Source organism: Micromonospora fluostatini, from assembly GCF_050410825.1.
Classification (GTDB): Bacteria; Actinomycetota; Actinomycetes; order Mycobacteriales; family Micromonosporaceae; genus Micromonospora; species Micromonospora rosaria.
The window spans coordinates 5743330-5769655 of the sequence record NZ_CP191251.1; the positions used below are offsets into that span (position 1 = coordinate 5743330).

Sequence of the window (26326 nt, forward strand, 5' to 3'; positions counted from 1 at the left end):
CGCGGGCGGCGCCGACCCGACGAACGAACCGACGATGACGAAAGGCGGCCACGATGGCCACTGGTGACAGCTTTGTCGTGCACACCTTCCAGGTGGAGCTGGGCGGCATCCAGGTGGAGCTGGTGGAGGAGGTCAGCGGCCTGACCGTCGAGCTGGACTCGATCGAGGTCAAGCAGGTCACCCCCACCGGCGAGCTGATCATCCGCAAGATCCCCGGGGCCCGGAAGGCCGGCGAGGTGACCATCACCCGGGGGCTGGACCAGAGCAGCTCCTTCACCGAGTGGATCAAGGAGACCTTCCTCAAGGGCTCGGTCGACGCCGCCCGGCAGAACATCAGCATCATCATCACCAACGCCGACAAGTCGCAGACCCGGCGGTTCGACCTGACCAACGCGTGGGTGAGCAAGTGGGAGGGTCCGTCGCTGAAGGCCGGTGACACCAGCCCGGCGACCGAGAAGGTCACCGTCGTGTACGAGGAGATCAGCACGTCATGAGGCGGCGTGGAGTCTCGGCCGGGGCCCTCGACCACCTCGGCGAGCAGCCGGCCGGCCCGGCGGACGACGCGACCGGGCCGGCCGCCACGGTGGTCGCCCCGCCCGCGCCGGTCCGGCTCCAGACGGAGTTCACCTTCCACCTCCCCCGGGGGTACGTCGACGAGGACGGCACCGTGCACCGGGAGGGCGCGATGCGGCTGGCCACCGCCCGCGACGAACTGGCTCCGCTGGTCGACCTGCGGGTCAAGCAGAACCCGGCGTACCTGTCGATCGTCCTGCTCAGCCTGGTGGTGACCCGACTGGGCACGATCACCCAGGTCCGCGCCGAGGTGATCGAACGGCTCTTCGCCTCCGACCTGGCCTTCCTCCAGGACCTGTACCGGCGGATCAACGCCGAGGGGCACACCCTCGCCGAGGTCACCTGCCCCTCCTGCGAGACGGTCTTCGAGGTGGACCTGGCCGGTGGTCGCCCGGGGGAATCGTGACGTACGGGGCCGACCGGCTCCACGAGGAGGTCTCGTACGTCGCCTACCACTTCCACTGGCCGCGCGGGGAGATCCTCGACCTGACCCACGCCGAGCGGGCCCGGTACGTGACGGAGATCGCCCGCATCAACACCAGGATGAACGAAGGTCAGTGAGGCGCGATGGGGCTACGCGACAGGATGCGGCGGCTGGCGGCCGACACCCGCGCCCGGGTGGCCGGCCGGTCCGACGGCACCGCCCCGCCCCGTCCGGACGCGACGTCGACCGCCCCGGATCCGTCGGCGGGCGGCCCGGCGGTCGCCGCGCCCACCCGTCCCCCCGCCGAGCCCGGCTGGCGGTCGCTGCCGCCGATCCAGCGGGCCCTGGCCGACGGTTCGGTACTGGTCAGCGACCTGCCCCGGTTCACCGACCGGCTGTCCACCTTCCAGGACCCCACCCTGCGTACCCCGCTCGACCACCTGGTCAGTGACCGGGCCCCGCTCGGCGTGGTCCGGGACCTCGTCCGACCCCGACCGGCAGCCGCACCCGGTCGGCCGTCGACCGCACGGGAACCGGTGCCGCACCTGCCGACCGTCCAGCGCCGCACCGCCGTCGGCGGGCAGTCCGACGCCCCGGAGGCCGTCCCCGCGCCGGCCGACACCACCGGCACCGGGTCGTCGCAGGGCCGGGCACGACCGAGGGCGACGGTCCACAGCGGTACCCGGCCGCCGGCAGCCACCCCGACCGGGGTCCTGGTGACCGCCCGGCCCGCCGCACCGACCCGCCGGTTGACCGGCACCCCGGTCGCCGCTGCCCCGAGTGCGGCACCCGTCCAACGGTCCGTCCCCCCCGACGGTGGCCCGGTCGGGGATGCCGGTGGCCCGGTCGGCGGCGATCCGGTCAGCCGGACCACGCAGCCGCGCGCCGCCGGTGCCGGCAGGCCGCCGGTCGGCCCCGCCCCACGCCCCGCCCCGCGCCCCGCCGACGCGCGGTCCCGGCCCACCGTGCCGTCCGCAGCGGGCGACGACGGTAGCTCTCCGGGCCCGGCCCGCAGTCCGGCGTCCGCCGGCACCGACCCGCCCCCGGTACGCCGGACCGCCCGGCTCGGGTTGGGCGAGCCGCTGCCGGGCCTACCCGACACCGCGCGCGGCAGCGCCCCCGGCCGTCGCGGCGGTGGGCCGACGCCGAGCGGGACGCCGGGACGGCCCGGCCCGCCCGGCCCACCCCCGATCGTGCAGCGGGCCCCGACGTCAGCCGGACCGGACCGCGCCACGCCGCCGGGCCGCGCCACGCCGCCGGACCGGACCGGACCGCCGGACCGCGCCACGCCGCCCGACCCGGCACCCGGTCGGCCGGTCACCCCACCTGCGGGCGGTGGCGTCCACCCGCCCGCCGCGCCGCCGGCCCGACCCCGCGCGAGCAGCTCCACGCCCGGCCCGGACCGGCCCGTGGACCCGGTGCTGCGGACCGCGCCCGGTCGCCCCGCTGACGGCCCGGCGGCCGCCGGCCGGCCGCCCCGCGCCGGTCTCGGCGCGCCGTTCCCGGCCGACGCGCCCCCACCCCTGGCCCGGCCCACCCCACCGGCCCGACCCGGTACCCCGGCAGCCCGGCCGTCGACCGGCGGTTCCGCCGCCCCGCCGGTCCAGCGGCGCACCGCGCAGCCCTCGGCCGGGGCCCCCTCCACCGAGCCCGCCGGACCGGACAGCACCACCCCGCCGGTCGGCACCGCCCCGCCGGGCGGCACCGCCCCGCCGGGCGGCACCGCCCCGCTGGCCGGCACCACCCCGCTGGCCGGCACCACCCCGCTGGCCGGCACCAGCCGGCCGGGCGGCACCACGACACCGGGCAGCACCGCGACACCGGGCGGCACCGCGACACCGGGCGGCACCGGCCCGTCGGCCGGCCGGGCCACCGGGGCGGACGGCGACCCGGGCGGCCGGGCGCCGGCCCCACCGGTCGTTGCCCGGACCCCGGCAACCCCGGCGGCCCCCTCGGCCGGTGACCCGGCCGGATCCCCGACGGCTCCGCCGGCACCCGGCGCGGGCGGGAGGACCGGGCCACCCGGACCCGTACCGCTGCGCGCACCGGCCCGCCCGCCGACGGTCCACCGGGCAGTCGGCGGGCAGCAACGCGCCGGGCAGCCGGCCGGGCCGGTGGTCCAGCGGCTCCGCTGGCGACCGACCAGCCCGCCCACCGCCCCCGCCACCGGGCCGACGGCCGGGTACCGGCGCACCGGCCCCGCGCCAGCCTCGCCGGGCGGCCCCACGCCGGCCCCACCCGACGGTCCGGCACCGGCCGTGGCCGGCGCTCCGGCCGGCGGGGGCGGGGGTGCAGCGGAGGCGGTCGGTCGACCCGGCAACCGCCCGGTCCCGGCGGCGATCTCCAGCCCGCCGGAGCCCGCCGGTCCCCGGCACCCCTTGGTCCTCCCGGCGGCCCCGGTCACCCCGTCCGGTTCCGGTGCGGCGACGGCGGACCCGGCGACGGCCACCGGGGCGGGGCCGCTGGCCGACCCGTCCCGCCCCGCTCCGGTGCAACGCCGGGTACCGCTGCTGGCCGAGCGTGGGGTGCCCCGGCTGACGGGCGTACCGGTCGACGCCGCGCCGGCCGCCGCGAGCCGGTCCCCCGCCACGGTGCCGGTGACCTGGCGTACCCGGGGCAACGCCCCGGACTCGACCTCCGGTGGGCGGCGTACCAAGGCCGGCACGCCCCCCAGCCGTCCGGCCGCCGCCCACCGGAGCCCCGCCGGGGGTACGCCCCCCGTCCAGCGGGACGCGGCCCCCCGTCCGGGGTCGCCGCAGACCGGCCCGTCCCCGGCGAGCGCGGCCCAGCCCGGCGGCCGGTACCCGGCCGTGCAGCGTCGCGCCGACGGACCGGGCCGACCCCCGCCACCCTTCGCCGGCACCGGGCGGCCCGCTGGACCGGCCGGCGGAGCCGGCTCCCCGTACCGGTCGGTCGGCCCCGCCGTCGGGCCGGTGCCCCTGCTCCAGCGGGCCAGCCAGTCGGCCGGGGCGGCGGGCGTACCCCTGCCGACGCTGCGGCGGGCGGCGCCGACGGCGGCCGACGGAGCGGCCCCGACGGCGGGCACCGCGCCGTCACCACCGCCCACGGCGACCCGCCGGGCTGGCGCGACCACCCCACCGGGCGCGGCGGCGCAGCGGGCGGGGGTGGGCCGGTGGGGTGGCGGCGCGCAGGCCACGGCGACGGTTCAGCGCAGCCCGGCCGGTGGCGACGCCGGCCACCCGGCGACGACCGCCACGGCGACGACGACAACGCGGGCCGGGGCCAGCGTGCAGCGGGTCGCCGGGGCGAGCGGTGGGCCGGTGCAGCGCCGGGCGGTCGCCGGGGCCGGGGAGCCGGCGGTGGAGACGGACGTGGAGGCGCTGATCAAGAGCTTCGACCGGCGGCACCTGGACGCCCTGGCCCACCGGCTGGTCGAGCCGATCAGCCGGCTGGTCCGGGCCGACCTGCGGGCCGGCCGGGAACGCTCCGGCCGGTGGCGGGACGGTGCCCGGTGAGCCGCCCGGACCACCCGGCGGGGCCGGGGCGGGGGCCGGGCCGGGGCAGCCGGCACGAGGAGGGAGACGGTGATGGCCAGCGGTGATCCGGGGACGAGCGTCCACTTCCGGCTCCAGATCGACGGGATCGACCTGGGCGACTGGAACACCTGCGACGGGCTCGGCTGCGAGGTGGAGGTGGAGCAGTACGAGGAGGGGGGCAACAACGAGTTCGTCTGGCAGTTGCCGTCCCGGCTGAAGTACTCGAACGTCACGTTGAGCCGGCCGCTGACCCGGGACACCGCGAAGGTCTCCAGCTACCTGGCCCAGTTGCCGAGGGGCGTACGCCGGGGCACCGCACAGATCGCGGCGCTCCGCCCCGACCTGGCCCTGCTGGTCCAGTGGGGACTGGCCGACGTGGTGCTGGTCCGCTGGTCCGGCCCCTCCTTCGACCCGAACCGGTCCGAGGTGGCCAGCGAGAGCATCGAGTTGGCGTACCACGGTTTCCTGGAGGTGGGCTGATGCCCCGGGCGCAGAAGGTCGCCGCGCACCTCCAGCGGTACCAGCCGCCCACCTCGGGCGGGAGCCAGCCGGGCGGCGCGCTCGGCGGGCCGATCACGTTCATGTTCAACCCGCAGCAGCTCGCGCTGACCAAGTCGGCGAACTGGATCCCGCACGTGGTGCGGGGCGCGGCGGACGTCGGCGTCGCCGAGTTCAGCGGCTCCGGACCCCGGACGCTGAGCCTGGAGATCTTCCTCGACGCCACCGACACCCACTCGCGGACCGTACAGGAACGGGTCGACGCCCTGCTCACCTGCTGCGTCCCGACGAAGGCGAGCATCGCGGCGAAGGCACCCTCCCCGCCGTGGGTGAAGTTCGCCTGGGGGCAGTTCCAGACCGTGTCGTTCTACTCGTACGTCAGCCAGATCAACGCCACGTACAGCCTCTTCGACCCGGACGGCACCCCGCTGCGGGCGACATGCTCGCTGACCCTGAACGAGATCAGCGGCGCGACCCCGGGGCAGAACCCCACCTCGGGCAGCCGGACCGCCCGGCGGGTGCACCGGCTGGTCGCCGGGGACTCGCTGGAGCTGCTGGCCCACCGCGAGTACGGCGACGCCACCGCGTGGCGGGTGATCGCCGAGGCCAACGACATCGACGATCCCGTCCGGCTGACGGCGGGGCGGCAGGTGCTGCTGCCCGCCCCGGAGGAGCTGCGCACCGAGGAGGACCGGCATGTCCAGCGGTGACCACACCAACAACCTGGTCGTCGGCCTGCCCGGAGAGCTGCCCAAGCTCTGGGCCGACCGGCTGGTCTCGGCGGTGGTGGAGGACAGCACCAACCTGGCCGCCACCGCCACGCTGCGCTACCGGGACCAGCAGAGCCGACTCCTGAAGGACAACTCGGTCACCATCGGCACCGAGCTGACCGTCCGGGTCCGCACCGGATCGGACGCCGCCCCGCTGCCGCTCTTCACCGGCGAGGTGGTGACGCTGGAGTCCGAGTACGACGGGGTGGGCACCTTCACCACCGTCCGCGCCCTGGACCGGTCGCACCGGCTGATGCGCGGCCAGCGGGTCCGCAGCTTCGTCAACCGCAAGGCCTCGGACATCGCCCGCGAGGTCGCCGCCGCCGCCGGCATCCCGGTCGGCCGGATCGACCCCACCCCGACCGTGTACGAGATGGTCACCCAGCCGAACGTCACCGACTGGGAGTTCCTCAAGCTGCTGGCGGTCGACAACGACGCCGAGGTGGTGGTGGTCGACGGCAGGTTCGAGTTCCGCCGCTCGGTGCGGGCGGCCAGCGCCCCGGGCGCCGGGGTCACCGCCGAGCAGAGCCCGTACGTGGTGGAGATGAACGAGAACCTGCTCTCGGTCCGCTCCACCGTCACCTCGGTCGGTCAGGTCGCCGGGGTGACCGTCCGGGGCTGGGACGTCCGCGCCAAGCAGCCGGTGCGGACCGAGGTACGCACCGACGCCAGCGACGAGGTGCAGATCGGCACCAGCCCGGAGAAGGTGGCCGCGCCCTTCGCCGCCGCCCGGCTCTGCGTGGCCGACGTGCCGTACCGGACGGCGGCGGAGACCCGGGCGGTGGCCGGGGCGGTGGCCGCCGACGTGACCGCCGCCTTCGCCGAACTGGAGGTCGGCATCCGGGGCAACCCCCGGCTCCGGGCCGGCGTGCCGCTGTCGTTGCAGCAGGTGGGGAAGCCGTTCGAGGGGAAGTACACGACCACCGCCAGTCGGCACGTCATCGTCCCCGGCCAGCTCTACGAGACGTGGCTGACGGTCAGCGGCCGGCAGGACCGCTCGACGTGGGGGCTCGCCGCAGCCGCCGCCGCGCCGGCCCGCGCCGCCCGGATCCCGGGGCTGGCCGTCGGGATCGTCACCAACACCAAGGCCGACACCGACCGCCGGCACCCGGAACGGGTCGGCCAGGGCTGGGTGAAGCTGCGCTTCCCCTGGCTGACCGACCCCGCCGACTACGAGACGGACTGGGTCCGGACCGTGCAGCTCGGCGGCGTCGGCGGGGGCGGGGTGTTCTGCCCGGAGGTCAACGACGAGGTGCTGGTCGGCTTCGAGCAGGGGCTGCTGGACCGGCCGTACGTCCTGGGCGGGCTCTACAACGGGGTGGACAAGCCGTCGACGCACGAGGGCGCGCTGATCGACGCCGCGTCCGGGCGGGTGAACCGGCGCTCGTTCGCCTCGCGCAGCGGGGACCGGATCGAGTTCCTGGAGTCCCAGCTCCCCGCCGGCCCCCGGGGGATCCGGCTGACCACCGCCCGGGACCGGCTCACCGTGCACCTGGACGAGCGGAAGACCTCGGTGGTGATCCGCAGCGACGGCACCGTCGAGATCGAGGCCCAGAAGCAGGTCACCGTGAAGGGCCAGGGGATCACCCTCGACGCCGGCGCCGGCAGGCTGACCCTCAAGGGCCAGGCGGTCGAGGTCGCCGGCCAGAGCCTGGTCGACATCCACGCCACGCTGGTCAAGCTCAACTGACGGGAGACACGATCATGCCAGCGGCTGCCCGGATCGGGGACCAGCACAGTCACCTCGCCGCCCGCCTGCCCTCCGCTCCCCCCGTGCCCGCCCGCGGGGGTACCGGCCCGGCCACCCCGCCCGTCGCGCTCCCCTCGGGCCCGCCCACCGGGACCGTCGGGCCGCCCGCCGGCCGCGCCCTGCCCCCGGGTACGCCGACGGTGACCCCGATGCTCGGGGTCGCCAGCGTGCTCGTCGCCGGGCAGCCGGCCGCCGTGGTCGGCACCGTCTGCGTCTGCCCCCTGCACGTCGCCCTGCTGATGACCAACGTGATCGTGCCGGCCGTGCCGCCGCCGCTGCGCCGGGTGCTGATCGGCGGCTTCCCGGCGGCCCGCCAGGGCGACCAGCTCACCTGCCGGGCCACGGTCAGCAGCGGCGCGGCGTCCGTGCAGATCGGGGGCTGACCCCGGTGGCCGAGCAGTTCATCGGGCGGGGCTGGGCGTTCCCGCTGCGGACCGACGCGACCGGCGGAATCGCCCTGGTCGACCGGGAACGGGAGATCGTCGAGGCGATCCGGTTGATCCTCGGCACCGCGCCCGGAGAACGGCCGATGCGGCCGGAGTTCGGCTGCGGGGTGCACGACTACGTCTTCGCCCCGGCCGACGAGAACACCGCCGGGCGGATCGCCTTCGAGGTACGCCGGGCGCTGGACCGCTGGGAGCCGCGCATCGACGTGACCGACGTGGTGGTCAGCTTCGACGCCGAGGAGGCGGGGGTGCTCTACATCGACATCCGGTACTCGATCCGGGGCACCAACGACCCGCGCAACCTGGTCTTCCCGTTCTACGTCATCCCGTCCCACGAGGACGGTCCCGAGGAAAGCGTCGCCTGATGCCGCTGCCCGCACCGAACCTGGACGACCGCCGTTTCCAACAGCTCGTCGACGAGGCGAAACGGTTCATCCAGCAGCGCTGCCCCGAGTGGAGCGACCACAACGTCTCCGACCCCGGGGTGACCCTGGTGGAGACGTTCGCGCACATGGTCGACCAGTTGCTCTACCGGCTCAACCGGGTGCCGGAGAAGAACTACCTGGCCTTCCTCGACCTGATCGGGATCCGGCCGTTCCCGCCCACCGCCGCCCGGGGGGACGTCACGTTCTGGCTCTCCGGCCCGCAGACCCAGCCGGTGGTGCTGCGCGCCGGCACCGAGGTCGGCACCGAACGGACCCAGACCGACGAGGCGATCGTCTTCACCACCGGGGCCGACCTGACCGTGGTCCCCTGCGAGCTGAGCCGGCTGCGCAGCCACCCGGCGCAGGGGCCGCCGGTGGACCGGACCGAGGAGCTGCTCGACGGCCGGGACGTGCCCTGCTTCCCGGCCAGCCCGTCGGTCGGCGACGCCATGCTGCTCGGCCTCACCGCCGCCGTACCGTCCTGCGCGGTGCTGCTGGTGCTGGACAGCCGGGTGGAGGGCGTCGGCGTCGACCCGCGCCAGCCTCCGCTGGTCTGGGAGGCGTGGACCGGCGAGGGCTGGTCGCCCTGCGTCGTCGACCACGACGACACCGGCGGGCTGAACCGGCCGGGCGAGGTGGTGCTGCACGTGCCGGCCGGCCACGTCAGCTCCGTGGTGGGCGGGCAGCGGGCCGGCTGGCTGCGCTGCCGGCTGGTCGAGGCCCGCCCCGACCAGCCGTTCTACGCCGCCTCGCCGACGGTACGGGCGATCGAGGCGGCCACCATCGGCGGCACGGTCACCGCCGTGCACGCCGAGACGATCCTCGGTGAGCAGGTCGGGGAGGCCGAGGGGGTGCCCGGCCAGCGGTTCACGGTGGCCCGGCCGCCGATCGTCCCCGACGACCACCCGCTGGTGGTGGAGAGCGCCGACGGCGGCGGCTGGTTGGCGTGGACCGAGGTCGACACGTTCAGCGACTCCGGGCCGGACGACCGGCACGTGGTGCTGGACCGCACCGCCGGGGAGATCCTGTTCGGGCCGGCGGTCCGGCAACCCGACGGCACGCTGCGCCGCTACGGTGCCGTACCGGCGGCCGGGGCGCGGGTCCGGGTGCGCCGGTACCGGACCGGGGGCGGGCGCAGCGGCAACGTGGCCCGGGGCGCGCTGGCCGTGCTGCGCAGCTCGATGCCGTACGTGGCCCGGGTGGAGAACCGCGAACCCGCCACCGGCGGGGTGGACGGGGAGAGCGTGGCCGAGGCCCGGCTGCGCGGGCCGGTGCAGTTGCGCGCCCAGGACCGGGCCGTCACCGCCCGGGACTACGAACTGCTGGCCCGGCAGGCGTGCCCGGCCGCCGCCCGGGTCCGCTGCCTGCCCGCCGGGGACGGCAGCGCGGCCGGCGGGGTACGCCTGCTGGTGGTGCCGGAGGTGGTCGCCGACGCCGACGGCCGGCTGCACTTCGAGGACCTGGTCCCCCCGGACGCGATGCTCGCCACCATCGCCGAACACCTGGACGCCCGCCGCCCGGTGGGCACCCGGCTGGTCGTGGAACCGCCGTTCTACCAGGGGGTGACCGTGGTGGCGCGGCTGATCGCGCGCCCCGACGTCGCCGCCGCGCAGGTCCGCGCCGAGGCCACCGCCACCCTGTACCGCTTCCTCGACCCGGTGCACGGCGGGCCGGAGGGCACCGGCTGGCCGTTCGGTCGGCAGGTGCACTCCGGGGAGATCTTCGGGGTGCTGCAACGGCTGCCCGGCGTGGAGGTGGTGGAGGAGGTCCGGATGTTCCCCGCCGACCCGATCAGCGGCCGCCGGGGGGACCAGGTGAACCGGATCGACCTGGACCGGCACGCGCTGGTCTTCTCCCACCAGCACCAGGTCCGGGCCGAGCAGCGCCCGTCGGGCGTGTAGAGCGGAAGGGGTACGCCGATGCGCGCCGCCATCGAAGGACTGGCCTCCCCCGACCCACTGGGTCGACGGCTGCCCGGGGTGTACGCCACCGACGACCTGGCCCAGCGCCTCACCAGCGCGTACGACCAGGTCATCGCGCCGGTGCAGGCCACCCTGGACAACCTCTGGGCGTACTTCGACCCGGCGCTGGCCCCGCCCGACTTCGTCGACTGGCTGGGTACCTGGGTGGCCGCCGGTGGCAGCCGGGACCGACCGGAGGACGAACGCCGCCGGCTGGTCGGCGACGCGGTCTCCCGGCACCGGGTACGCGGCACCGCCGCCGGGATCGCCGAGGAGGTACGCCTCGCCACCGGTGTCACCCCGGAGATCCTGGAGAGCGGCGGGACCATCTGGTCGGCCACCCCCGGCGCCGACCTGCCCGGCTCCGCCGAGCCCGCCCTGACCGTCCGGGTCCGCGTACCGGAGCCCACCCCGGCCCTGACGGAGCGGATCCGGGCGGTGATCGAGGCGAACCGGCCGGCGCACGTGCCGTACACCGTGGAGGTGCTGGCGTCCGACGGCGGCGAGCCGGCGACGGGCGGGCCCCGATGAGGTTCTGCGACAACTGCGGCGCCGAGGTCGTACCGGGGGACGACTTCTGCGGCAACTGCGGCGCCTTCCTGGCCTGGGACGCCGCCGACGACACCACCCCGCAGGCCCGCCCGGCCCCGGCCGGGACCGGGCGACCCCCGACCGGCACGGACGACGCGCCCACCGGCACCCGGCACCCCGACCCGGCACCCGGCACGGACCCGGCACCCGCCCCCGACCCGGAACCACAGCCCGACCCCGGACCACAGCCCGACCCCGACCCGCAGCCCGACCCCGGACCACAGCCCGACCCCGACCCGCAGCCCGACCCCGGACCACAGCCGGTCCCCGGTCAACGGGCCGGGGCCGCTGCCGACCGGACCGGGTGGGCCGATGACGCGGACGATTCAGCTCCACCGGAAGCTCAGCCGGACCCGCCACCCCCACCGGCTCCCGACAGTCGGCGGGCGGCGGCGCTCGTGGTCCCGGTGCGCCCCGCCACGGCCGGGGACGACGCGCCCGCCGACCCGACCGCCACCGTGCCGACGCCGGTCGACCGGCCCGCCGCCGACCAGCCGCGTGCGGTGCAGCCCGGCCGGCCGGTGGCCCCCGCGCCGGTGGTACGGGACTTCGCCGGTGACCGGCCCGGCGGTCCCGACGACGTCGTCTGCCCGCACTGCGGCACCGGCAACGCCCGGGGCCGGTCGTTCTGCCGGCGCTGCGGCCGGCCGCTGGACGCGACGGCGCAACCGGCCGCGACCGTGCCCTGGTGGCGCCGGCTCCGGTGGCCACGTCGCCGCTCCGGTGGCGGCTGGCTGCGCCGGCTGCTGGCGGTCCTGCTCGTGCTGGCCCTGATCGCCGCGCTGGCCCTGGTGGCGGTCCGGTTCGGCCGGCCCGTCCTGGACACGATCCGGGACCGGACGGCGACGCCCGAGGCGATCCTGCCGACCGAGGTGACCGCCTCCAGCGAGGCGCGCGGGCATCCGGCCCGGTCCACCGTGGACGGCCTCAACAACCGGTACTGGGCACCCGCCACCGACCAGCCCGCCGCCGGCCAGTACGTGGAACTGACCTTCGACCCGCCGATCCGGCTGCTGGACCTGATCGTGCACACCGGTGCCTCGCCCCAACAGGACGACTTCGTCCGTCAGGCGCGGCCGGCCGAGCTGACCATGACCCTGTGGACCCGGGACGGTACCCGCACGACGACCCCGCTACGGCTGACCGACCGGCCGGGACCGCAGACCTTCCACCACGTGGCGGGGGACGTCACCCGGCTCCGCCTCACCATCGGCGCGGTCTACGGGCAGGAACGCGGCCGGCGGGTGGCGCTGGCCGAGGTCGAGGTGTTCAGGCGGCCGTGACGTGCACCGGGCGGGGCACGCCGGCCCGGCCGACGCCGAGCGAGCAGAGCACCCGCTCGTACGTCTGCTGGCTGCGCCGGGCCGCCGCCACGTCGCCGGCCCGGCGCTGCGCGGTGATCAGCAACCGCCACCCGTCGTCGTGGTACCCGTCCAGTTCCAGTGCCCGGCGGGCCGCCGTGATCGCGACCCGGGACCGGCCCCGGGCCAGTTCCAGGCCGGCGAGCAGCACCGCCGCCTCGGTGGCCCGGGACCGGTGCCGCTCCCGGTCGGCGAGCACCCACTCGGCGGAGCCGTCCTCGGGCAGCAGGTCGCCGGCGTACTCGTCGAGGGCGTTGCGCAGCGCCCGGACCGCCGCCGGGCCGTCCCCGGTCGACCGGGCCCGGCGGACGGCGGCCAGCGCCGCGTCGAACGCCGCCACGTCACTGCCCCCGCCGACCCCCACCTCCAGCCGGTACGACGAGCCGTCGCGGACGATGAACCGGGACGCCCCGCGTGCCACCCCGGGCTCCAGGAAGGTCCGCAGCGTCGAGACCCCGACGTGCAGGTTGTTGACCGCCGACCGCTCCGGTAGCTCCGGCCAGAGCGCGGCGGTGATCCGCTCCCGGTGCACCGGCTGCCCGGCGTGCGCCGCGAGGTAGCGCAGCAGCGTCCGGACCCGGGGACGGACACCCGACCAGTCGACCGGGCTGCCGTCCACCTCCACCCGGAAGCCGCCGAAGCACCACAGTCGGAGGTACCGGTGGCCCGCCGACGCCGACGCCGACACCGGACGATCGCTGGAAATCATGTGATCTGTCTCCCTTGTCGCCAAGACCACGCGGACCGGTCCGGTCCACGACCAAACGGCCCGCACTCGGGGCGCGCCGGCGGCATCGACGCCAGCCGGCGCAGGCGGGACGGCCTGTGCTGGGAGAGGTGGGCGACAGGGTCGTCGCGTCGCAGATTCTGCTCGCCTGATGGGGGACACCGACAGCCGTCATTTCGGGGACTCCGAGGGGAATTACTATTCGTTGGCGCTCGATGCACGAACCGGAGCGCCTTTTCCCCTCAGGAGCCAATGCGATGCCGTCCTCCGATCCGTCCGAAACCGGCGCGCCGGCGCCGGTGGTGGTGCGGTGGGACCGCCTGACCGGTGACCGCTGGCCGCACCTGGCCGAGCTCACCGCCGGGCGGCTGGTGCTGCTGGTGCTGCCCCGGCACGTGACGGTCGACCCGTTGGCGCTGCTGGTGGCCGGGGTACGGGCCGTGATGCGGGACGGCGACGGCGCCGAGGAACTGGAGCTGGCCCGCGCGGCGGTGCTCTCCGGCGGCTCGTACCTGTCACCGAGCGTGGCGGCGCTGGTCGGCGGCGTACCGGCCGGTCCCGGTCGGCGGGCCCCGGCCTCGCTGGGTCCGCGCGAGGTGGAGACGCTGCGCTGCATCGCGCAGGGCCTCACCCACCGGCAGGCCGCCCACCGGCTCGGCGTCACCGAACAGACCGTCAACACGTACGCGAAACGGCTGCGCCGCAAGCTCGGCGCGGCGAACAAGGCGGAGCTGACCCAACGCGCGGTGGAACTCGGCTACCTGTCGGTGTGACCGGTTACCGGCACATCGGTGTGACGCCGTTCTTGCCGGTCTTCTTGCCTCGCCTTTCCGCGCATGCGGTAGTTGACTACTCACCGAGAGGTGGGCGATGTTCGACGTGTGTGTGGTGGTGGCCGAGCCACTGGCCCGGCGCGGTGTGCACCAACTGATCGGAGGCAACGAACGGGTACGACGCCGCGTCACCGTCGACGCGGTGCACCAGGTGACCGAGAACGGGGTCGGGCCGGAGACGGTCGTGATCCTCGTCGATCCACTGCTGCACGCCGTGCGGTGGTCCTGTGCCCGGTACCCGACCCTGGTCCTGGTGCCGGAGACGGCGACCGCCGCGACGGTGGACGCGATCCGGGCCGGCGCCCGGTCGGTGGTGAGCACCGCCACCGAGCAGACCCAGTTGCGGATCGCGCTGGACGTCGCCGCCGCCGGCGGTTTCTACCTCTGCCCGATGCTCTCCGCCAGACTGCGCGGCGGAGCGACCGGTGCCGGGTCCGGCGTGGGCCGTGGTGGGGCCACGCGCGGACCCGGCCCGGGTGGCCCCGTCGACGCGCCCGGCGGTGGGTTGACGCCGTCCTGCGCGCCGGACCTCGGCCCGGGGCGGGACCGCGCGCGGGCGCGGGCGGCCCGCCGGCCGCCGCTGGCACCCCGCGAGGCGGAGACCCTGGGGTTGATCGCGCACGGCCTCACCCACGCCCAGGCGGCCCGTCGGCTGGGCATCTCCGAGGCCACGGTGAACACCTACCTGACCCGGATCAGGTCCAAACTGGACGTCGGGAACAAGGCCGAGCTGACCCGGCAGGCGATCACCCTCGGGCTGGTGCAGCGGCGGGGCACCGCCACCGATCCGGTCACCTGAGCTGAGCCTCCAACTGGGCCCGGAGCTGGTCGGCGTGGCGCAGCGACGGGACGTCGTTGACCGCTTCGAGCAGGCTCGTGGCCCGGTCGAGCAGGTCCCGCGCCCGGTCCGGCTCGCCGGCCCGCAGCAGCACCTCGGCGAGGCTCAGGTGGACCCGGCCGTTGCCGTTCGGATCGTCCCCGGCGACGAAGTCCTCGATCGCCGCGAGCAGGGTGGCCTCCGCGTCGGCGAACCGGTCGCAGTCCGCCTGGAGCAACCCCAGCCGCAGCCGCATCCAGCCGCGCAGCGGCCGGCTGGAGAGCCGGTCCGGCAGGGCGCTCGCCCAGGCGTCGTGGGCGTCCTGCACCATCCGCAACGCCTCGTCGAGCTGCCCCGTCGAACGGAGCAGGTCCGACAGCGAGTACGACGCGACGATCCAGCCGAGCTTGTCGTCCACCTCCAGCAGCAGCTCCCGGCCGGCACGGAAGTGCTCCACCGCCTGGGCGGTCGCCACCGGGTCGTCGCGCTTGCGCAGCAGCCCCGCCAGGTAGCACCGGGACCAGCCGACGGTGCGCCGGTCACCGGCCGCCTCGGCGAGCGCCAGCGCGGTGCTGTGCTGCGCGTACGCGGCGTCGAGTTCGTCGTTGACCAGGTGCAGCGCCCAGCCGAGGTTGTTGCGCTGGGCTGCCTCGGCGACCGGGTCGCCGATCGCCTGGGCGGCCCGTACCCCCAGGGCGAACAGCTCGTCCCAGGGCACCGCCAGGTGCCGCCGGTCCGAGTACCAGTACAGGTGCCGGGCGGCGGCGAGCACGTCGTGGTGGCGACCCCGCGCGGCCACGTACCGGACCGCCCACCACCAGGCCGGGCGTTCGGTGTCCAGCCAGCTCACCGCAGCCGTCGCGGTGGGGAAGCCGGGTCCCGGCCCCGGGCAGGCCGGGTCGAGCCAGCCCTCCGCCGCCGCCGTCCGGCCCAGCAGGTGCGCGGCGAGGCGTTCCCGGGCCGCCTCCCGGTCGGTGGCGGTCTCCTCCTCGTCGATCCGTTCGGCGGCGAAGATCGCCAGCAGGTCGTGCAGGGCGTACCGGCCGGGGGTGGCGGCGGCGGTGAGCAGGCCCGCGTCGACCAGGGCGTCGAGGCGGTCCTCGGTGACCGGCACCGGCTCGTCGGTCAGCGCCGCCACCACCGGGGCCGAGTACCCGGGCAGCCGCACCGCCCCCAGTAGCCGGAACGCGCGCCGCGCCGGGCCGTCGAGCAGCCGGTACGACAGCTCGAACGCGCTGCGGACCTCGATGTCCCCGGCGCGCAGCAGGTCCAGCCGCCGCTGTTCGTCGCGGAGCCGTTCCACCAGGGCCTGGACACTCCACTCGGGCCGGACGGCGAGCCGGTTGGCGGCCACCCGCAGGGCCAGTGGCAACCCGCCGCAGAGCCGGCCCAGCTCCACCGCCGCCGCGCTCTCCTCGGCGATCCGCCCCCCGCCCACCGCCTCGGTGAGCAGGGTGTGCGTCTCGGCGTCGGTGAGTTCGCGCAACGGCACCCGGTGCGCCCCGGCCAGCCCGGCCAGCGCGTTGCGGCTGGAGACCAGCACCAGCCAGCCCGGCCCGCTGGGCAGCAGCGGGCGTACCTGGGCCTCGTCGCGGGCGTTGTCCAGCACCAGCAGGCCACGCCGGTCGGCGCTGAGGGTGCGGTACAGCGTCAGCCGGGCGTCCGTCGACGGGGGGAGCTGCGCCACCCCGAGCGCGGTGAGCAGTTGGTCGAGGGCCTGCGCCAGGGTGGTCGGCTCGTCGTCCATGCCCCGGAGGTCGACGAAGAACGACCCGCGCGGGAACCGGCGGGCCTGCTCGTAGGCGGCGTGCACGACCAGACTGGTCTTGCCCACTCCGGGCGGGCCGCTGACCACGACGATCCGCACCGCCCCGGCCCGACCGGCGGACTCCGCCTCCTCGGCGAGCCGACCCAGCTCCTCGGCCCGGCCGGTGAAGTCGGCGAGGTCGCCGGGGAGCGAACCGGCCTGCTCGTCGTCGACGTCCTCGACGTCCTCGACGTCACCGCCGCGCGCGACGGCGACCAGCCGGGACCGGTCCGACTCCGACAGGCCGAGCCGGTCGGCCAGTTCCTCCACGGTCCGGCGCTGCGGCCGGGCCACCCGGCCCAGCTCCAGGTTGCGCACGGTACGCACCGCGACGCCCGCGAGGTCGGCCAGCTCCTCCTGGGTGAGCCCGGCGGCCGTCCGGTGCCGCCGCAGGAGCGTGCCGAGCCGCCCGGTCATTCCCGTACCTCCAGGCCGTCGTCTCGAATTGTCAACAGCACGACACGGATGGTTACAGACCCACGGCTCGATACCCAAACGCCGAGCCGAAGGCGATTTCGGTTCATCTCCCGCCGTCGACCGCCGCGCGGGTGACCCGCCCCGCCGGGCCTCACCACCGGCGGCCCCGCCACGGTGGTCGCCACCCGCGCCCGCTCCCTGACCTGACGGCGGCGGGCGCGTCGGTCGGCCGGCGCGCCCGCACGCTACTCCGCCAGGTACCCGGTGGCCGGGTCGATGTCGGCGAGGAAGTCACGGATGGCCTGCTCCATCTCGGCCCGGCTCATCCCCGCCCCGGAACTGCCGAACCCGTACTCGTGCGGCCCGCTGAGCCAGTCGAAGTCGTAGCCCCACGCGCCGGACGGCGTGCGGTACGCACGAACCCGGAAGTCCTCCCCGTCGACGGTGATCAGGACCGGGTCGCCGACCCAGTTCCGTTCCCACGTCTCGTCGGGCGCGACACCCGGCTCCGGCTCCGAGGACATGCCGGCTCCTCCTGCCTGCTCGCAAGGCGCGGAAGCCGTAGGTCCTTTCCCCGCCCGATCTTGCATTTACGGCCCCCACATATACCGCAGAAGCCCCATCGCGTGGGCCGCTACCGCACGATCGCCGGGTTCTCAGACCGGGCACAGGCTCAGACCGGGCAGCACCAGGCAGGACGGAGGCGGGCAGAGCAGCTCGTACCGCCACCCGCCCTCACCAACGCCTGAGCCACGTCCCTCATCGACGTCACGACCACATCCGCCCCTGCGGCCACGAACGCCTGAACCTTGGGCGGCTTGTTGGCGTACCCGACGACCTTCGTTCCGGCCGCGTGGGCCCCCTCGATGTCCGTCACTGAGTCACCCACCAGGACACACCGCGCGGGTTCGATGCCAAGGCGCTGGGCGGCGTCGAGGATCGGCGCGGGATTGGGCTTCATCCGGGCCGGATCGGCGTACGGCCGGCCTACCACCACGGCAACGCCGCCCGACAGACGGTGTGCCCGCAGGTATGCCGTAACCGCCTCGGCGGAGTTGTTGCTCACCACCGCGACCGGCCACCGAAGGTGCGTGGCAGCCACGATCGTCTCGCGCGCGTACGCGGTCGGCTCGGCGGTCCCAACCGCACGTACCTCCGCTGCGATGAGAGCGTCCTCGACCGCAGCCGTCACCGCCTGGCCCCGGTCCGCACCGACCTGGCGGAGGACTTCGAGCGGGTCCGGCTCGCCGCAGAGCCGTTCGGCAACTGCGGCTGCCCGCCCCCGGAGCAGGTCAAGGAGCTCGCCGGCCACCTGTGAAGCTGGATAGCCAGCGAAGATGCCACAGACCGGGCCGTCGAAGTCGAGCAGCAGCGCATCCACGTCGCCGCACAACTGCTCCAGGGCGATGCTCATCCGTCACACCGGAGGCGATGGTCGTCCACAGGAGGTTGAAACCCTGGTGGTAAGCCGCAAAGTCGCAGGTGAGGAGCTGGTTGGTGGAGCCCAGGGGACTCGAACCCCTAACCCCTGCCTTGCAAAGGCAGTGCTCTGCCAGTTGAGCTAGGGCCCCGAGCGGACGGCGGTCACGCCGCCATGGTCACCGCAGGTCGGGAGCGGTCGTCGCCTCGTGCCAGAGGGCGCGCTCGTCGCTGGCGTCCTTGACCTTCTTGGCCACCAGGGCCGCCACACCGACGATGCCGACCAGCAACAGAATCTTCTTCACCATGGGGCGACCCCTAGCGCTCGACTGATGTCGGACGACGTGCGGTGGGGCTAGCTGGAATCGAACCAGCGACCTCAGAGTTATCAGCTCTGCGCTCTAACCGACTGAGCTATAGCCCCGCAAGCGACGAGCAAGGTTAACCCATCCGCCCACCGCGCCCCAAACCGGGGTCGCCGTGCACCCGTCACCCCTGACGCTACCCGCACCCGGAACACCGGGGCGACCGCTTTTGGCACCGGCCGACGTCGCCGTGCGCGAGGTCAGCGGGCCGGCACCGGGCCTGCCACGCTCCGGGCCCGTGCCGAGACCGGGCCCGGAACGCGGAACGCCGGGGGCCGCAGGATGCGGCACCCCGGCGTCCGGAGGTCGGAAGCTCAGTCGCGCTCGGCGAGCGTCAGCTCCACCCCGCCGACCAGGTCGGCGCAGACGTTGTAGACGAACGCCCCGAGCGTGGCGAGCGCCGTGAACAGGACCACGTTGACCAGACCGACCAGCGCCGAGGTGAGGATCACACCCCGTGCGGTGATCTGGAAGCCACCGCTCTGCCCACCGCTGGCGCTGACCAGGTCGGTGAGGCTGTCGTTGACACTCTGGAACACGCCCATCGCGTCCAAGGCCAGGTAGAGCACCGAGGTGGCGACCACCACGACGATGAAGAGCACCACGGAGACCGCGAAGGCGAACTTCATCACCGACCACGGGTCGATCCGCTTCAGGTTCAGCCGGGCCCGGCGCGGCCCGCGCGAGGCGGCCGAGCTGACCGAGGTACGCGCGGAACGGACCGCCTCACCCACCCGCGCGGCACCGACGGCGGCGGCGCCGCCGACGCCCGGCGGGAGGCCCCCGCCGTTGGCCGGACGGCCGGCACCGGACAGGCGTGCCTCCCCGGGCTTCGCGCCGGCGCCGGGGGCCCCCACCCGGGGCAGCGTGCCGGTGGCCGCCGTCGAGGCGGGCCGGGCCGTCGTGCCGGTGGCACCCGTCTGACCCGTACCCGTCTTGATCGGCTGTGTGGTGTTCGGACGTGCCGACGCGACGGCCGGGGCGGCAGCGGTCGCCTCGGCCCCGGCTGTCTCCTTCTTGCCGGTCGCCCCGGCCTCGTCGGGCTTGTCCGGCGGCGGTGCCATGCCCGGGGCCCGGGTGAACTTCGGGGCAGGCGCGTCGGCGGGGACCGTTGCCCGGCCCACGGCCGCGCGGCCGGCCGCCGGTGCCCCGCTCTTCGCGGACTCCTCGTCGACCGGTTTGGCCGAGGTCCCCTTGTTCCCCGACTTCGCCTGTGTCTCCGTCATTCAACTAGTCCTGTTCGTCAGGCTCGTCGGCATTGCGAGCAATCGCCACGATAGTCACGCCGTCCGGAAGGTCCATCAGCTTGACCCCCATTGTGTTCCGGTCACGGGTACGGCGTACAGGCTTCACCGGAGTCCGGATGACGCCACCGTTACTGGTGATCGCGAACAGCTCGTCGTCCGGGTCGATCACCACAGCGCCGACCAGACCACCCCGACGCTCGGTGATCTTCGCGGTCAGCACCCCCTTACCTCCCCGGCCCTGGACCGGATATTCCTCGATCGGGGTGCGTTTCGCGTATCCACCGTTCGTCGCCACCAGAACGTCCAGGCCCTCCCGAACCACCTCGACGGCGAGCAGGGCGTCGTCGTCGGTGAAGCGCATGCCGATCACGCCGGAGGTGGCCCGGCCCATCGGACGCAGCGCCTCGTCGGTGGCGTTGAACCGGATCGCCTGGGCGTTGCGCGACACCAGCAGCAGGTCGTTCTCCGGCGCGCAGAGCACCGCACCGACCAGTTCGTCCTCGTCGCGCAGGTTGATCGCGATGATGCCGCCGGACCGGTTGGAGTCGAACTCCTCAAGCCGCGTCTTCTTCACCAGGCCGTTCTTCGTGGCCAGTACCAGATAGGGGGCCACCTGGTAGTTCGGGATCTCGATGATCTGTGCGATCTGCTCGTCGGGCTGGAACGCGAGCAGGTTGGCCACGTGCTGGCCCTTGGCCACCCTACTGGCCTCCGGAAGCTCGTACGCCTTGGCCCGGTACACCCGTCCCTTGTTGGTGAAGAACAGGATCCAGTCGTGCGTCGAGCAGACGAAGAAGTGGCTGACGATGTCGTCCTGCCGCAGTGTCGCCCCGCTGACGCCCTTGCCGCCCCGCCGCTGCGAGCGGTACAGGTCGACCTTGGTCCGCTTGGCGTACCCGGTGCGGGTGATGGTGACCACGACGTCCTCGCGGGCGATCAGGTCCTCCATCGAGACCTCGCCGTCGAAGGGCACGATCTTCGTCCGCCGGTCGTCGCCCCACTTGGCGACGATCTCGCCCAGCTCCTCGGAGACGATCCGGCGCTGCCGCTCCGGCTTGGCCAGGATGTCCTTGAGGTCGGCGATCTCCAGCTCCAGCTTGGCCAGATCGTCGAGGATCCGCTGCCGCTCCAGGGCGGCCAGCCGGCGTAGCTGCATGTCCAGGATCGCGGTGGCCTGGATCTCGTCGATCTCCAGCAGCCGGATCAGGCCCTGCCGGGCGTCCTCGACCGTGGGCGAGCGCCGGATCAGCGCGATCACCTCGTCGAGGGCGTCCAGCGCCTTCGACAGACCGCGCAGGATGTGCGCCCGCTCCTCGGCCTTGCGCAGCCGGAACGCGGTCCGCCGCCGGATCACCTCGATCTGGTGCTCGACGTAGTACCGGATGAACTGCGCCAGGTTCAGCGTGCGCGGCACCCCGTCGACCAGGGCCAGCATGTTGGCGCCGAAGGTCTCCTGGAGCTGGGTGTGCTTGTAGAGGTTGTTCAGCACCACCTTGGCGACCGCGTCGCGCTTGAGCACCAGCACGATCCGCATACCGGTACGCCCGGAGGACTCGTCCCGGATGTCGGCGATGCCGGCGAGCTTGCCCTCCTTGATCAGCTCGGCGATCCGCTCGGCGAGGTTGTCCGGGTTCACCTGGTACGGCAGTTCGCTGACCACCAGCGCCGGGCGGCCCCGCTTGTCCTCCTCGACCTCCACCACGGCGCGCATCCGGATCGAGCCGCGCCCGGTGCGGTACGCGTCCTGGATGGCGGCCTGGCCCACGATGAGGCCGTGGGTCGGGAAGTCCGGCCCCTTGACGATCTCCAGCAGCGCTTCGAGGGTGGTGGCCTCGTCGGCCTCCGGGTTCTCCAGGCACCACTGCACCGCCGCGCCGATCTCGCGCAGGTTGTGCGGCGGGATCTTGGTGGCCATGCCGACCGCGATGCCCTCGGAGCCGTTGATCAGCAGGTTCGGGATCCGCGACGGCAGGATGGTGGGCTCCTTGGCCCGGCCGTCGTAGTTGTCCTGGAGGTCGACGGTGTCCTCGTCGATGTCCCGCAGCATCTCCATCGCCAGCGGGTCGAGCTTGCACTCGGTGTAGCGCATGGCGGCGGCCGGGTCGTTGCCGGGCGAGCCGAAGTTGCCGTTGCCGTCGACCAGCGGGTAGCGCAGCGACCAGGGCTGGGCCATCCGGACCAGGGCGTCGTAGATGGCCGAGTCGCCGTGCGGGTGGAACTGCCCCATCACGTCGCCGACCACCCGGGAGCACTTCACGTACCCCCGGTCCGGCCGGTAGCCGGAGTCGAACATGGCGTACAGGATCTTGCGGTGGACCGGCTTGAGACCGTCCCGGACGTCCGGCAGCGCCCGCCCGACGATCACGCTCATCGCGTAGTCGAGGTAGGAGCGCTGCATCTCCACCTCGAGACCGACCGGCTCGATCCGGTCGTGCGCCACCACGGCCGCGGTGGTCTCCGGGGTCTCCGGCTCGCTCGGTGTGGACTCGGGAGTATCGGTCACTGTTAACCCTTATCAGACTCAGAGTCGTTTTCGTGCTGTGGATAACCGCTGTGGATACCGGCCCAGCTGTGGATAACTCTGTGGACCGGTGACCGGCCGGTGAACCCCGGCCGGTCCGGCGGGGGCGATCAGATGTCGAGGAACCGTACGTCCTTGGCGTTGCGCTGGATGAACGACCGGCGTGCCTCGACGTCCTCACCCATCAGCACGCTGAAGAGTTCGTCGGCGGTGGCGGCGTCGTCGAGGGTGACCTGGCGCAGGGTCCGGGTCGCCGGGTTCATGGTGGTCTCCCACAACTCGGGATAGTTCATCTCGCCGAGGCCCTTGAACCGCTGGATGTCGTCCGGCTTGGCGTTCGGCTTCTTCTGCTGGCGCAGCGCGATCAGGCCGTCCCGCTCCCGGTCGGAGTAGGCGTACTGGGCGTCGTCGCCCTTCTTGTTCCACTTGATCTTGTAGAGCGGCGGGGCGGCCAGGTAGACGTGCCCCAACTCGACCAGCGGACGCATGAAGCGGAACAGCAGGGTGAGCAGCAGGGTCTGGATGTGCTGACCGTCGACGTCGGCGTCGGCCATCAGCACGATCTTGTGGTACCGCAGCTTCTCGATGTCGAAGTCGTCGTGGATGCCGGTGCCCAGCGCGGTGATCAGCGCCTGGACCTCGTTGTTCTTCAGGACCCGGTCGATCCGGGCCTTCTCCACGTTGAGGATCTTGCCCCGGATCGGCAGGATCGCCTGGGTCCGCGGGTCCCGCCCCTGCTTGGCCGAGCCGCCGGCGGAGTCGCCCTCGACGATGAACACCTCGGACTCGCGCGGGTCGGTGGACTGGCAGTCGGCCAGCTTGCCCGGCATCGAGCCGGACTCCAGCAGCGACTTGCGTCGGGCCAGCTTGCGGGCCTGCTGGGCGGCGATCCGGGCGCGGGCGGCCTGGGACGCCTTGGTGATGATGATCTTCGCCTCGGCCGGGTTGCGGTCGAACCAGTCGACCAGCCACTCGTTGCAGACCCGCTGCACGAAGCTCTTCACCGGGGTGTTGCCCAGCTTGGTCTTGGTCTGCCCCTCGAACTGCGGGTTGGCCAGCTTGACCGAGATGATCGCGGCCAGCCCCTCGCGGATGTCCTCGCCGGAGAGCTTCTCGTCCCCCTTGAGCAGCTTCTTGTCCGCCCCGTACCGGTTGACGATGCCGGTCAGCGCGGCCCGGAAGCCCTCCTCGTGGGTACCGCCCTCGTGGGTGTTGATGGTGTTGGCGAAGGTGTAGACCGACTCGCCGTACGACTCGTTCCACTGCATGGCGATCTCGACCGACATGCCCTCCTCCTCGGCGCCGAACTCGACCACCGACTTGTGGATCGGGTTCTTCGAGGCGTTGAGGTGCCGGACGAAGTCGGCGATACCGCCCTTGTAGCAGAAGGTGACCTCGCGCTGCTTGCCGTCCTCGTCCTCGGCCACCCGCTCGTCGAGCAGGTGGATGGTGAGGCCCCGGTTGAGGAAGGCCATCTCCTGCAGGCGCCGGTAGATGGTCTGGAAGTCCAGGTCGACGGTCTCGAAGACGTCCGGGTCCGGCCAGAAGGAGACCGCCGAACCGGTCCGGTCGGTGGTCTCGCCCTTCTCCAGCGGGCTCGGCTTGGAGTTGGTGTACTGCTGCCGCCACACGAAGCCGGCCTTGTGGATCTCCACCGCCATCCGGGTGGAGAGCGCGTTCACCACCGAGACGCCCACGCCGTGCAGGCCGCCGGAGACCGCGTACGCCTTGCCGTCGAACTTGCCGCCCGCGTGCAGCACCGTCAGCGCCACCTCGACGCCCGGCTTCTTGAGCTTCGGGTGCAGGTCGACCGGGAAGCCCCGGCCGTTGTCGGTGACCCGGACGCCGCCGTCGGCCAGCAGCACCACGTCGATGGTGTCGCAGTGGCCGGCGAGCGCCTCGTCCACCGCGTTGTCCACGACCTCCCAGACGAGGTGGTGCAGACCACGCTCACCGGTCGACCCGATGTACATACCGGGGCGCTTCCGGACCGCCTCCAGCCCTTCGAGGACGGTGATCGACTCGGCGCCGTACTCCTGCTTGTCTGCCACCCTCGGCCACTTTCTCGCGCCGTCCGCGCCGCAGGGCGCGTCGGGCGCGGGTTCGGCGGGACAGGACGCGACGTCGACGCGCGGACCGGTGCCGGGATTCTCCGGGGTACGGGCCGAACGCGCCGGTCGCCGCGGTCGCCCGCGGATCGCGATCGGCTCGACTCGACGTGGACAATGACCACGGGCCGTCGGGGCCCGCATCCGTCGCACCGCATCGGGTCTTCGTCTCACTGTCAATCCTACTGTGCGCGGCCGACAGAACCACCACTCGGCACCCCTGCGCGGCGGCTGAGAACTCCGTAGCCGGCCGAACCCCGCTGCCCGCGACCCCCCTTACACGCCAAGGGGGGTCGCGGGCAGCCGCCGGCCATCGGGTCGGATTCGGCACCGAGCGGGGCGGGCACCGGACACCGGGCGTCGTACCGTACGTTTGCCACACCGGTGGACCGGTCTTGATCTTTCCAGGCCGAAAACGGACGATCGACACGATCGGCTCGACACGTGCGGTGAGGAGTGACGCCCGATGGGGCTGGACAACGTCGCGGTGCACTGGCCGCGGACCGGTCGCTTCTACGACCCGGTGGCACCTGCGGAGTTCGTCGATTTCGGCGAGATCGTGGACATGCCACGGGTCTCCGCGCCGACAGCGGCCCTCGCCGAACTGATCGCCAAGACCGGCACGGTGCGGGCGACCGCGTACACCGAACTGGTCGACCTGATCCTCGGCCTGGAAAATGTGCTCTACGCCACGGAGGCGGCGGCCGAGGACGAGGACCCGGTGATCGACCCGGACGGCTGCTCCTGGGTGGCCGGCGGCATCGAGCGGTTCGTCGCGGCGCACCGCCCGCACGGCGAGGCGGTGACCTTCGAGTCGGTGAGCGCCGTGCTGCGGTCCCTGCTCGCCGACGGCCGCCTGGCCGAGCAGCAGCTCCGCTGGCTGGACAGCCGCCTCGACGGGCTCCGGGACGAGGCGGGCGCCCCGCCGCAGTGGAGCTTCACCTGCCCGGAGCTGAGCGTGCTGGCCGCCTTCTACCGCCGCTGTGCCGACCGGGGCTACGCCGTCTACGCCGACGCCTGACCGCCCGCCTGACCGGTCGACCGTGCCGCCGAGCCCGTGCCGGCGGGGCAGGCGGGGACCCGTCCGCAACCGGTCAGCCGTAGGTGTCGCGGGGGCCCCGGCCCCGGACCCGGCGCGGGCCGCGCGACCACGAGGGCGCGGCCGGCCCATGGATGTGCAACTTGCGGACGACGTTGTGGCCGACCTCGCGGGCGATCTGCTGCAACAGCGACCCGGCGAGCAGCCGGAGCTGGGTGGCCCAGGCCGTGGAGCGGGCCTCCACGGTCAGTTCGCCGTTCTCCAGCTTCACCGGTCGGCTGTGCTGGGCGACGTCCGGCCCGACCACCCGTTCCCAGGCGCCGAAGACGGTCGCCTCGGCGGCCGGTTGGGCCCAGCCGCGCGCCTTGACCAGCCGGGCCAGCACCGCGCCGAGCGACTGGGGGTCGCGCGGGTCCGGCCCCGGACCGGAGTAGCCCCGCAGCCGCCGCTGACCGCCCTCGCCCTCCGGGCTGCCCGGGTTGCGCCGCCGGGTCCGGGCCGCCGCCTCCCGCTTGGCCCGCGCCGCGTCCAGCACCGCCCGGGCCAGTTCCGGGCCGCTGGGCCCGGCACCGCCCGACCCGCTCCCGACGGCGGCACCCTCGCCCGCACCGGCGGGGCTGCCCCCGCCGGACGCGCCACCGCCCGGCCCGGACCGGCCCGCGCCGCCGCTCGCCCCACCGGTGGCCGGTCCGCCCGCACCGGGGCCGGTCGCCGCCGCGCCGTCCGCGCG

Annotated in this window: 23 protein-coding genes, 2 tRNA genes and 1 pseudogene; 15 read left to right on the forward strand and 11 right to left on the reverse strand. The window is 74.2% G+C overall.

The genetic code is table 11. The annotated features are described in order from the left end of the window. Positions 1-53: 53 nt before the first annotated feature. From ACQUFX_RS25480 to ACQUFX_RS25535, 12 genes are all read left to right on the forward strand, one after another. Positions 54-494, forward strand: coding sequence for a phage tail protein (locus ACQUFX_RS25480; RefSeq protein ID WP_396890455.1), 441 nt, complete (start codon positions 54-56; stop codon positions 492-494). Then, a complete protein-coding gene (locus ACQUFX_RS25485; RefSeq protein WP_067373581.1) occupies positions 491-979 on the forward strand; it encodes a hypothetical protein in 489 nt (162 codons plus the stop codon). Before ACQUFX_RS25480 ends, ACQUFX_RS25485 begins: the two co-directional genes overlap by 4 nt. Then, positions 976-1134 (forward strand): DUF6760 family protein, encoded by a 159-nt coding sequence (locus ACQUFX_RS25490; RefSeq protein ID WP_169807197.1) that lies wholly within the window; start codon positions 976-978, stop codon positions 1132-1134. The genes ACQUFX_RS25485 and ACQUFX_RS25490 overlap by 4 nt, the downstream gene beginning before the upstream one ends. 6 nt (positions 1135-1140) lie before the next feature. Continuing rightward, positions 1141-4473: a hypothetical protein gene (locus tag ACQUFX_RS25495; protein ID WP_428962787.1), complete on the forward strand. Its 3333-nt coding sequence runs from the start codon at positions 1141-1143 to the stop codon at positions 4471-4473. Between the two features lie 72 nt (positions 4474-4545). Then, positions 4546-4974, forward strand: coding sequence for a phage tail protein (locus ACQUFX_RS25500; protein WP_428962788.1), 429 nt, complete (start codon positions 4546-4548; stop codon positions 4972-4974). Continuing rightward, a complete protein-coding gene (locus ACQUFX_RS25505) occupies positions 4974-5702 on the forward strand; it encodes a CIS tube protein (protein ID WP_428962789.1) in 729 nt (242 codons plus the stop codon). The genes ACQUFX_RS25500 and ACQUFX_RS25505 overlap by 1 nt, the downstream gene beginning before the upstream one ends. Beyond that, the gene (locus tag ACQUFX_RS25510) at positions 5689-7452 is read left to right on the forward strand and encodes a VgrG-related protein (protein WP_428962790.1); all 1764 of its coding nucleotides are present in this window, start codon (positions 5689-5691) and stop codon (positions 7450-7452) included. The genes ACQUFX_RS25505 and ACQUFX_RS25510 overlap by 14 nt, the downstream gene beginning before the upstream one ends. A gap of 14 nt (positions 7453-7466) precedes the next feature. Next, on the forward strand, positions 7467-7895 hold the full coding sequence (locus ACQUFX_RS25515) for a PAAR domain-containing protein (RefSeq protein WP_211272036.1): 429 nt from the start codon (positions 7467-7469) through the stop codon (positions 7893-7895). A 5-nt stretch (positions 7896-7900) separates the two neighbouring features. Further along, the gene (locus ACQUFX_RS25520) at positions 7901-8323 is read left to right on the forward strand and encodes a GPW/gp25 family protein (RefSeq protein ID WP_067368839.1); all 423 of its coding nucleotides are present in this window, start codon (positions 7901-7903) and stop codon (positions 8321-8323) included. Beyond that, complete coding sequence (locus ACQUFX_RS25525; RefSeq protein ID WP_428962791.1) at positions 8323-10284, forward strand: putative baseplate assembly protein; 1962 nt, start codon at positions 8323-8325, stop codon at positions 10282-10284. Before ACQUFX_RS25520 ends, ACQUFX_RS25525 begins: the two co-directional genes overlap by 1 nt. 18 nt (positions 10285-10302) lie before the next feature. Further along, positions 10303-10875, forward strand: coding sequence for a phage tail protein (locus ACQUFX_RS25530; protein WP_428962792.1), 573 nt, complete (start codon positions 10303-10305; stop codon positions 10873-10875). After that, entirely contained in the window at positions 10872-12218 is a 1347-nt protein-coding gene (locus tag ACQUFX_RS25535) for a zinc ribbon domain-containing protein (protein ID WP_428962793.1), read from the forward strand. Before ACQUFX_RS25530 ends, ACQUFX_RS25535 begins: the two co-directional genes overlap by 4 nt. Here the strand turns inward: ACQUFX_RS25535 and ACQUFX_RS25540 are convergent. Then, positions 12205-13005 (reverse strand): AfsR/SARP family transcriptional regulator, encoded by an 801-nt coding sequence (locus ACQUFX_RS25540; RefSeq protein WP_428962794.1) that lies wholly within the window; start codon positions 13003-13005, stop codon positions 12205-12207. The two genes, ACQUFX_RS25535 and ACQUFX_RS25540, sit on opposite strands and share 14 nt — an antisense overlap. A gap of 275 nt (positions 13006-13280) precedes the next feature. Here ACQUFX_RS25540 and ACQUFX_RS25545 point away from each other — a divergent pair, with 275 nt between their 5' ends. Both ACQUFX_RS25545 and ACQUFX_RS25550 read left to right on the forward strand, forming a co-directional pair. Next, positions 13281-13796: a response regulator transcription factor gene (locus ACQUFX_RS25545; RefSeq protein ID WP_428962795.1), complete on the forward strand. Its 516-nt coding sequence runs from the start codon at positions 13281-13283 to the stop codon at positions 13794-13796. Positions 13797-13893: 97 nt separating this feature from the next. Further along, positions 13894-14655, forward strand: a complete 762-nt coding sequence (locus ACQUFX_RS25550; protein WP_428962796.1) for a response regulator transcription factor — start codon at positions 13894-13896, stop codon at positions 14653-14655. On the opposite strand, the gene ACQUFX_RS25555 is transcribed toward ACQUFX_RS25550, so the two are convergent. The 9 genes from ACQUFX_RS25555 to gyrB all read right to left on the reverse strand — a co-directional run bounded on the left by ACQUFX_RS25555 (position 14648) and on the right by gyrB (position 24500). Then, positions 14648-16897, reverse strand: a complete 2250-nt coding sequence (locus tag ACQUFX_RS25555; RefSeq protein WP_428962797.1) for an ATP-binding protein — start codon at positions 16895-16897, stop codon at positions 14648-14650. The two genes, ACQUFX_RS25550 and ACQUFX_RS25555, sit on opposite strands and share 8 nt — an antisense overlap. Positions 16898-17142: 245 nt before the next feature. Further along, positions 17143-17421, reverse strand: a complete 279-nt coding sequence (locus ACQUFX_RS25560; RefSeq protein WP_428962798.1) for a hypothetical protein — start codon at positions 17419-17421, stop codon at positions 17143-17145. 149 nt (positions 17422-17570) lie between these two features. After that, a complete protein-coding gene (locus ACQUFX_RS25565) occupies positions 17571-18311 on the reverse strand; it encodes an HAD family hydrolase (protein ID WP_428962799.1) in 741 nt (246 codons plus the stop codon). Positions 18312-18392: 81 nt separating this feature from the next. Continuing rightward, positions 18393-18468: transfer RNA gene (locus ACQUFX_RS25570), tRNA-Ala, on the reverse strand. A 27-nt stretch (positions 18469-18495) separates the two neighbouring features. Further along, positions 18496-18624 (reverse strand): DLW-39 family protein, encoded by a 129-nt coding sequence (locus ACQUFX_RS25575; protein WP_211272031.1) that lies wholly within the window; start codon positions 18622-18624, stop codon positions 18496-18498. Positions 18625-18666: 42 nt separating this feature from the next. After that, positions 18667-18740 (reverse strand) — tRNA-Ile (locus tag ACQUFX_RS25580). Positions 18741-18995: 255 nt separating this feature from the next. Then, positions 18996-19907, reverse strand: a complete 912-nt coding sequence (locus tag ACQUFX_RS25585; RefSeq protein WP_428962800.1) for a DUF3566 domain-containing protein — start codon at positions 19905-19907, stop codon at positions 18996-18998. 4 nt (positions 19908-19911) lie between these two features. Then, positions 19912-22431 (reverse strand): DNA gyrase subunit A, encoded by a 2520-nt coding sequence (gene gyrA / locus ACQUFX_RS25590; RefSeq protein ID WP_428962801.1) that lies wholly within the window; start codon positions 22429-22431, stop codon positions 19912-19914. A 128-nt stretch (positions 22432-22559) separates the two neighbouring features. Next, on the reverse strand, positions 22560-24500 hold the full coding sequence (gyrB, locus tag ACQUFX_RS25595) for a DNA topoisomerase (ATP-hydrolyzing) subunit B (protein ID WP_428962802.1): 1941 nt from the start codon (positions 24498-24500) through the stop codon (positions 22560-22562). Between the two features lie 523 nt (positions 24501-25023). Between gyrB and ACQUFX_RS25600 the strand changes: the two genes are divergently transcribed. Continuing rightward, positions 25024-25578, forward strand: a complete 555-nt coding sequence (locus ACQUFX_RS25600) for a hypothetical protein (protein WP_067368798.1) — start codon at positions 25024-25026, stop codon at positions 25576-25578. 73 nt (positions 25579-25651) lie between these two features. On the opposite strand, the pseudogene ACQUFX_RS25605 reads toward ACQUFX_RS25600, so the two are convergent. Next, a pseudogene (locus tag ACQUFX_RS25605) lies at positions 25652-26206 on the reverse strand (DUF721 domain-containing protein); the annotation flags it as partial. Positions 26207-26326 lie beyond the last annotated feature (120 nt).

Excerpts from the sequence above, each read along its gene's own strand:
- ACQUFX_RS25480 (WP_396890455.1), top strand. The coding sequence starts at position 54 with ATGGCCACTGGTGACAGCTTTGTCGTGCACACCTTCCAGGTGGAGCTG.
- ACQUFX_RS25485 (WP_067373581.1), top strand. The coding sequence starts at position 491 with ATGAGGCGGCGTGGAGTCTCGGCCGGGGCCCTCGACCACCTCGGCGAG.
- ACQUFX_RS25495 (WP_428962787.1), top strand. The coding sequence starts at position 1,141 with ATGGGGCTACGCGACAGGATGCGGCGGCTGGCGGCCGACACCCGCGCC.
- ACQUFX_RS25500 (WP_428962788.1), top strand. The coding sequence starts at position 4,546 with ATGGCCAGCGGTGATCCGGGGACGAGCGTCCACTTCCGGCTCCAGATC.
- ACQUFX_RS25505 (WP_428962789.1), top strand. The coding sequence starts at position 4,974 with ATGCCCCGGGCGCAGAAGGTCGCCGCGCACCTCCAGCGGTACCAGCCG.
- ACQUFX_RS25510 (WP_428962790.1), top strand. The coding sequence starts at position 5,689 with ATGTCCAGCGGTGACCACACCAACAACCTGGTCGTCGGCCTGCCCGGA.
- ACQUFX_RS25515 (WP_211272036.1), top strand. The coding sequence starts at position 7,467 with ATGCCAGCGGCTGCCCGGATCGGGGACCAGCACAGTCACCTCGCCGCC.
- ACQUFX_RS25525 (WP_428962791.1), top strand. The coding sequence starts at position 8,323 with ATGCCGCTGCCCGCACCGAACCTGGACGACCGCCGTTTCCAACAGCTC.
- ACQUFX_RS25530 (WP_428962792.1), top strand. The coding sequence starts at position 10,303 with ATGCGCGCCGCCATCGAAGGACTGGCCTCCCCCGACCCACTGGGTCGA.
- ACQUFX_RS25535 (WP_428962793.1), top strand. The coding sequence starts at position 10,872 with ATGAGGTTCTGCGACAACTGCGGCGCCGAGGTCGTACCGGGGGACGAC.
- ACQUFX_RS25540 (WP_428962794.1), bottom strand. The coding sequence starts at position 13,005 with ATGATTTCCAGCGATCGTCCGGTGTCGGCGTCGGCGTCGGCGGGCCAC.
- ACQUFX_RS25545 (WP_428962795.1), top strand. The coding sequence starts at position 13,281 with ATGCCGTCCTCCGATCCGTCCGAAACCGGCGCGCCGGCGCCGGTGGTG.
- ACQUFX_RS25550 (WP_428962796.1), top strand. The coding sequence starts at position 13,894 with ATGTTCGACGTGTGTGTGGTGGTGGCCGAGCCACTGGCCCGGCGCGGT.
- ACQUFX_RS25555 (WP_428962797.1), bottom strand. The coding sequence starts at position 16,897 with ATGACCGGGCGGCTCGGCACGCTCCTGCGGCGGCACCGGACGGCCGCC.
- ACQUFX_RS25560 (WP_428962798.1), bottom strand. The coding sequence starts at position 17,421 with ATGTCCTCGGAGCCGGAGCCGGGTGTCGCGCCCGACGAGACGTGGGAA.
- ACQUFX_RS25565 (WP_428962799.1), bottom strand. The coding sequence starts at position 18,311 with ATGAGCATCGCCCTGGAGCAGTTGTGCGGCGACGTGGATGCGCTGCTG.
- ACQUFX_RS25575 (WP_211272031.1), bottom strand. The coding sequence starts at position 18,624 with ATGGTGAAGAAGATTCTGTTGCTGGTCGGCATCGTCGGTGTGGCGGCC.
- ACQUFX_RS25585 (WP_428962800.1), bottom strand. The coding sequence starts at position 19,907 with ATGACGGAGACACAGGCGAAGTCGGGGAACAAGGGGACCTCGGCCAAA.
- ACQUFX_RS25600 (WP_067368798.1), top strand. The coding sequence starts at position 25,024 with ATGGGGCTGGACAACGTCGCGGTGCACTGGCCGCGGACCGGTCGCTTC.